Raw genomic sequence first — 6150 nt, 5'->3', positions numbered from 1 at the left:
AGGTAGCCGATACCGACCGTGTAGACGAACGCACAGTCGTAGAAGGCATCTTCGATATCTCACAGATTTTCGAAGAAGTACTTGTACTCAACGGCCCCATGAATGAAGGTCTTCGGCCGCACGAAATACTTCAAGCCACCCTCGAGGCCCACAATGGCGCTTTTATTGACCCGCTGGCCGTAGGTACCGCCTAGGCTGGCCCCGATGAACGGCCGGGCGCGATCCGTGGGGATGAAATGGTAGTCCACGAACCCTCGCGTGGAGCCCTCCCACCTATTACGACCAGTATTCGGCAAGTCAGTGTGGCTCACGCCTTGGCGGATACCGAACTCGAGCTGTCTCGTGTAGAACCAGCCCAGCCCGCCCAGGACGCCAAAGGACATCTGATCCAAGTCGTTGCGGCTGTTGCCGGTACCCGATAATACGATCTCTTTGTCACCCGCCTCAGGCCCGATACCTGACGTACCTTGGCCGAACGCCCACAGCGGCGTCATGCTGATTAGAAGTCCGAGCAAAACCTTTCGGATCATCACTTGAAACCTCCGGATTTCTTGATTTTAAAGTTAGCCTGCTGTTTGGATTGCAAACACCATGCCTAGTATCATCCGCCCAGAGGTGGCAAAACCTTGCCATCCTTCCTAGACGCGCGACTGCATCCCTTTATCAGACACACCCATCGTTCGATCTAATTCCTTACCAAGCAGCGCAGAGTGTTCCGGGATTCGTTGATTTCGTCGCTAAGCCAAAGCTCATGTCGCCTCAAGGCAACGGAACCTGCCTAATTTTGCCATATATTTGCGAATAATGCGCCACTCCTGTTGTGGATACGAGACAATGAACACTCAGCTAAAAGTCTAATCAATCTCTCGTAACACGTAAACAACTAGGCATACATTATTGGGAAAGCAGAAAGCGCCCGTTATTTTTCGACCACTCACAACATTAAAGTTCCCTGGTAGGCGAATGTTGCCTGTAAACAACGGACTGCCGCTGCGACGGGCCGAATTATGGTCAAAGCGTGGCAGTGCCGGCACGCGAATGACATCCGCGCGCAGCAATCACTCGCATCTGCGGCCGGGCGGCCTCGGAGTACATGAGCGCCGCCGGCCATAAGGTTGGTCGCCATGCTGGAGGGCTTTTTTCCCCTACACGACCGAACGGCATTGCGCTTGGCGAGAGAGCGTCCTACCGCAGAACCGATCGAAGGCACGGCAACTGATCGATGAATCGCTCTACAGACATTGGTCATGCCGTGCGGACAAACTACGGGGGCTTGTCGGTTTCTGGCGACAGGCAACCCGGTAGATGTAACGGTCCAGCGTCTGAAACGCGTTTATCTTCGCTAATTGGCATGTTGCTTGCCTCAATTCAACTGCGTCGCCTGCCACTACCAAGGCTCGGTATGGCGTGGCGACTTCGAAGCGTTACCGGGTGATGACCTAAGGATGGCGGGGAATGAACAGGTTCTCCTACGTGCTCTTCCTTCTCGCGATTGTATTCCTGGCGTTCCTCGGTGGCGCGGTGGCCACCGTCGCGGCGGTTTTTCCCAGCAACTACGTCCGTGACGCCTATCGTGGCGCAACCGCTTTGATTGCCAAACACGCCGATTACCGCGATCGCTTTGCCGCAGATCTCTGGGCGCCTGCGCGGACGACGCAACGCGGTAGCACAATCCATCAGCGACGAGACGCTTACCCTGGCCTGACCCTCTATACCTCCGGGCACGCACCAACGGCGCAGCTGATCGCCATGGACGGCACAATCGTGCACGAATGGCATCGCGAGTTCAGCTCGCTGTGGGATTCCACGGCGGCCGTGCGCGACCCGGTACCCGACAGGCAGATTTATATGCGTAAGGCGCAGGCTTATCCCAACGGGGATCTGCTGGCGATCTACATCGGCGTCGGGGATACCCCCTGGGGTTACGGCATGGTCAAGCTCGACCGGAACTCCGAAGTCATCTGGACAAACCTGGATCGCTTTCATCACGATTTTGCCGTGACCCCCAGCGGGCGCATCTATGCGCTCAGCCATGATTTCCGCCGCGAGCCCTTGGAGGGCGTACCCGACCTGCGGCCGCCGTTGCTGGAAGACCAGCTGGCAATCCTCTCCCCCGAGGGCAAGACCCTGCGGAAGATCTCCCTGCTCGATGCCTTCAACCGCTCGGACTATCGCCGCCTGCTCTGGCGCACCGCCTATTACACGCTGGAGGATCCGCTGCATACCAATTCGGTGCGCGTCCTTGATCGCGCCGCGGCCGACGCTTTGTCCCGCAATATCCCCGTCGCCGCCGCGGGGCAGGTTCTATTGTCATTGCGCGAACTCGCCGGCGGCACGCTTGCGCTGCTCGACATCGAACGAGGCGTGATCGTCTGGGCAACGCGCGGAGCGTGGCTCTCACAACATGACGCGGACATTCTGCCAAATGGAAATGTCTTGCTCTTCGACAATCGCGGGCATTTCGGACGCGGTGGCAAAAGCCGCGTCATCGAGGTCAATCCCGGCACGGGAGCCATCGTCTGGAGCTATGCCGGAGACGCGATGCGGCCTTTTCAGAGCCTCATTCGCGGGACTCAGCAGCGACTGCCCAACGGCAACACGCTGATCACCGAATCCGACGGCGGGCGACTGCTCGAGGTAACGCCCGCGGGCAACATAGCTTGGGAGTACCATAACCCGATCCGTGGCGGTCCCGACGAGAAATACATCCCCATCGTCAGCGGGGCGCAACGTTTCCCCCCGAGCGCGTTCACAGCCGAATTTCGTAAGCAACTCTCCGCCAATTCACTCACAAAAAAGGTCGACAGCCGATGAGGACGAAATACCTAATCCTACTATCAATCCTTGTTGCGCTTACCAAGAGCAATGCCGCTCTCGCCTATGTTGGCCCCGGTGCCGGGCTCAGCCTGCTTGGTGCGCTGTGGGGATTGCTACTTGCCGCTGGCGTTGCGTTGGCATTCGTCGTCCTCTGGCCCGTGCGCCAGTGGCGTAAGCGCCTACGGACAAGGCGCGCGGCGGCCGCGGCCCAGCCTCAGGAGCGCCCGGAGGCGCCCGCAGCGGTACAACAGAGCAGCGAGGAGTTGCCCCGGCGAGCGCCCTGACCCGGCGCTTCGCCGGCTCCAGAGAACCTTCACCATGGGTGTATTTGATTTTCCAGCACCGATCTTCGCCTGGCTCGATGCCCAAGCAGCGGCCCTTATCCCCCCGCTTGGACGACTCATCCTTTGGGGCATCGTCGCCGGCGGTATCTCCATGGGGCTTTACCGAGCCCTTTCCGACCAGGCTCGAATCTATCGCACCAAAGCCGAAGTCGCGCGGCTGCGGGAACGCCTCGAAGCCCACGATGGCGACTTCGCCAGCGCCGCATCGCTTATAGGCAGCCTCTTGCGAACCGCGCTGAAACAGGTGCGGCTCGTGGCCTGGCCGGCGGCGCTGTCCTCGTTGCCACTGCTCGCCCTTGTTTGCTGGCTGAGCACCGCGTACGGCTACGCTTACCCACTAGCAGGAACGATACCCTCGGTTCGGACGATGCCCCCTGAGTTGCGGGTGGACTGGGTAGCGGCAGCCCGCCCCGAACCCCAGCCAAGCCATCGGCCGACGCCACGGATCCGGGTCTCTAACGAGAGCCGGGAAATCGTGGCCGATGTGGCGTTGGCGGTGCCCGTGCCGATCATCCATAAATGGCGTTGGTGGAATGCGTTGATTGCTAACCCGATCGGCTACCTGCCGAACAGCGCCGCGGTTGACTGGATTGAGGTAGACCTTCCGCACAGGCAATACCTCGATTTCGGGCCACAGTGGCTTCGGGGTTGGGAAGCGCCCTTTTTCCTCTCGGTGGTCGGGATCTCGATCATGGTCAAGGCGCGGTGGCGGATTGCCTGAGATGAGACGGAAGCGCACCCCCACGCAGCGGCACTGCAAACGGAACGACCCGTTTTTCGTCGCGCGCTGGATTGACGTGCTCGGCGGCTTCCTCGACCGGCACAAGCGCTTGGGGATCAAGCTCGGTGCACTCGAAACGCGCTTGCTCAGCGAGGCGCTCGTCGAGACCCGTATCGAAGCGCCGATCTACATTGCCGGGCTGGCGCGCTCGGGCAGCACACTGCTACTCGAGCTGCTGTCTTCACTGCCCGGAATCGCCGTCCACCGCTACCGCGACTACCCCGGGGTCTATACGCCCTACTTATGGAACCGCTACCTTGATTACACGCCACAGCGAGCATCCGAACCGAGTGAGCGTACGCATCGCGACGGCATATTGGTTACGCCCGAGAGTCCCGAGGCGTTCGAGGAAATCCTCTGGATGGCCTTTTTCCCTCGGCTGCACGATCCCCGGGAAAACGCGGTGCTGGACGCTCATACGGCCAATGGCGAATTCGAGGCGTTTTACCGCGACCACCTTCGCAAGCTCTTGCTCGTGCGTGGGGGAAAGCGCTATCTCTCCAAAGGCAACTACAACGTCACTCGCTTGGAGTACCTACTCACGCTCTTCGCCGATGCGCGCTTCGTGATCCCGGTGCGGGACCCGGTATGGCACATCGCCTCACTGATGAAACAGCACGCCCTGTTCTGCGAGGGAACCCAGCGTAATCCGCGCGCGCTATCGCACTTGCGCCGGATCGGCCATTATGAATTCGGTCTGGACCGTCGCCCGATCAATGCCGCTGACGAGGAAGCCGCACAGGAAATCATTGCTCTCTGGGCACGGGGAGCGGAGCTCGAAGGCTGGGCACGCTACTGGACGCATATTCACGCCTACTTGGCCACTGTCTTGGAACGCAACCCGCGGCTGCGCCAGGCCACACTCGTCGTGCGCTTCGAAGAGCTATGCCGTGCGCCGCGGGAGACGCTAAGCCGGCTGCTAGAGCACTGTCGGCTCCCGCTGTCCGCTGAATTGCTCGAACATGCGGAGCAGCGAATCCGATTTCCCACCTATTATGCGCCTCAGTTCAACGACAAGGAGCGCGCACTGATCCAGCGTTGCACCGCCGCGACCGCCGCACGCTTTAACCTGCAAGCCGGCGAACCCGTCGGTATCGTTGTCCCGCCTTGAGCAGACGACGCCCGGCTGAAGCGGCCTTCGTGGCAATCGATTCATGGTGTGAGGACGGCCGCTCCCTGCAGACGCCCGCGACGCAGACAATCGAGGGCGGCGTTCGCCTCGGCGAGCGGAAACAGCCTGACCTGAGTGCGTATCGGCACTTGGGAGGCAAGGGCCAGAAAGCCCTCCGCGTCTGCTCGAGTCACATTGGCAACCGAACGCACGAGCCGCTCCCCCCAGAGAAGCGCGTAGGGAAAGGAAGGGATATCGCTCATGTAAATGCCCCCGCAGACAACGCTACCGCCGGGCACGGTATGCGCGAGCGCCTTGGGGACCAGATCGCCGACCGGCGCAAAAATGATCGCCGCATCCAAGGCCTGCGGCGGTGTCGCATCGGAGTCGCCGGCCCAAACAGCGCCCAATTGCAAGGCAAACTGCTGCGCGGCGCGGTCGCCCGGTCGGGAGAACGCATAGACGTCTCTGCCCTCGTACCGGGCGATTTGCACCAGAATATGGGCTGCGGCTCCGAAGCCGTAGAGCCCGAGGGGCTGCACACCGGGCCCAGCGAGCCGATAGGCGCGATAGCCGATCACTCCGGCACACAGCAATGGGGCGGCCGCGGCATCCCCATAGCCGGCGGGGATCGGAAAACAATAGCGCTCGTCGGCGAGCGCATATTCGGCATACCCCCCATCGAGCGTGTAGCCGGTGAATTTCGCCGTAGGGCAGAGATTCTCGAGTCCGCGCCGGCAATAACGACACCGGCCACAGGTCCAGCCGATCCAGGGCACACCGACCCGCTCGCCGATAGCAAGCCGTGTGACGCCCTCGCCGAGTCGCTCCACCACACCAACGATTTCATGACCCGGAATGAGCGGGCGCTTGACTTGCGGTAATTCCCGATCAATCACATGAAGATCCGTGCGGCAGACCGCACAGGCCAAAACCCGCAGCCGCACCTGTCCCCGGCCCGGCACGGGAAGCGCGAGCCGCTGCAGCTGCAGACGCGGCTCCGGGCCCTCGAAAACCATCGCACGCATCTTCGCGTTTGCCCTGTTGTACCTTGCGAGCGTACCGGTGGCGGCCGCGAGGCGCCGCATCGGACCTGC

Annotated in this window: 6 protein-coding genes; 4 read left to right on the top strand and 2 right to left on the bottom strand. The window is 61.3% G+C overall.

Annotation, left to right across the window (positions count from 1 at the left end; all coding sequences use genetic code 11):
• Positions 1 to 59 precede the first annotated feature (59 nt).
• Complete coding sequence (locus tag AC52Q4_RS02855) at positions 60 to 530, bottom strand: hypothetical protein (protein WP_495535292.1); 471 nt, start codon at positions 528 to 530, stop codon at positions 60 to 62.
• A gap of 925 nt (positions 531 to 1455) precedes the next feature.
• On the opposite strand from AC52Q4_RS02855, the gene AC52Q4_RS02850 reads away from it, so the two are divergent.
• The 4 genes from AC52Q4_RS02850 to AC52Q4_RS02835 are packed head-to-tail and all read left to right on the top strand — an operon-like array spanning position 1456 to position 5053.
• Positions 1456 to 2814, top strand: coding sequence for an arylsulfotransferase family protein (locus AC52Q4_RS02850; RefSeq protein WP_495535291.1), 1359 nt, complete (start codon positions 1456 to 1458; stop codon positions 2812 to 2814).
• Positions 2811 to 3101, top strand: coding sequence for a hypothetical protein (locus AC52Q4_RS02845; protein ID WP_495535290.1), 291 nt, complete (start codon positions 2811 to 2813; stop codon positions 3099 to 3101). The genes AC52Q4_RS02850 and AC52Q4_RS02845 overlap by 4 nt, the downstream gene beginning before the upstream one ends.
• Positions 3102 to 3135: 34 nt before the next feature.
• Entirely contained in the window at positions 3136 to 3882 is a 747-nt protein-coding gene (locus AC52Q4_RS02840; protein ID WP_495535289.1) for a hypothetical protein, read from the top strand.
• Position 3883: 1 nt separating this feature from the next.
• Positions 3884 to 5053, top strand: coding sequence for a sulfotransferase (locus AC52Q4_RS02835; RefSeq protein WP_495535288.1), 1170 nt, complete (start codon positions 3884 to 3886; stop codon positions 5051 to 5053).
• 41 nt (positions 5054 to 5094) lie between these two features.
• Here AC52Q4_RS02835 and AC52Q4_RS02830 read toward each other — a convergent pair whose 3' ends face one another.
• A complete protein-coding gene (locus AC52Q4_RS02830; RefSeq protein WP_495535287.1) occupies positions 5095 to 6081 on the bottom strand; it encodes a zinc-dependent alcohol dehydrogenase family protein in 987 nt (328 codons plus the stop codon).
• Positions 6082 to 6150: the final 69 nt, after the last annotated feature.

Source organism: Nitrococcus sp. (assembly GCF_059432795.1).
This window is presented reverse-complemented; position numbering and strand designations above follow the sequence as displayed.

Coding starts and splice junctions, on each gene's coding strand:
- AC52Q4_RS02845 (WP_495535290.1), top strand. CDS start 2,811: ATGAGGACGAAATACCTAATCCTACTATCAATCCTTGTTGCGCTTACC.
- AC52Q4_RS02830 (WP_495535287.1), bottom strand. CDS start 6,081: ATGCGTGCGATGGTTTTCGAGGGCCCGGAGCCGCGTCTGCAGCTGCAG.
- AC52Q4_RS02855 (WP_495535292.1), bottom strand. CDS start 530: ATGATCCGAAAGGTTTTGCTCGGACTTCTAATCAGCATGACGCCGCTG.
- AC52Q4_RS02835 (WP_495535288.1), top strand. CDS start 3,884: ATGAGACGGAAGCGCACCCCCACGCAGCGGCACTGCAAACGGAACGAC.
- AC52Q4_RS02840 (WP_495535289.1), top strand. CDS start 3,136: ATGGGTGTATTTGATTTTCCAGCACCGATCTTCGCCTGGCTCGATGCC.
- AC52Q4_RS02850 (WP_495535291.1), top strand. CDS start 1,456: ATGAACAGGTTCTCCTACGTGCTCTTCCTTCTCGCGATTGTATTCCTG.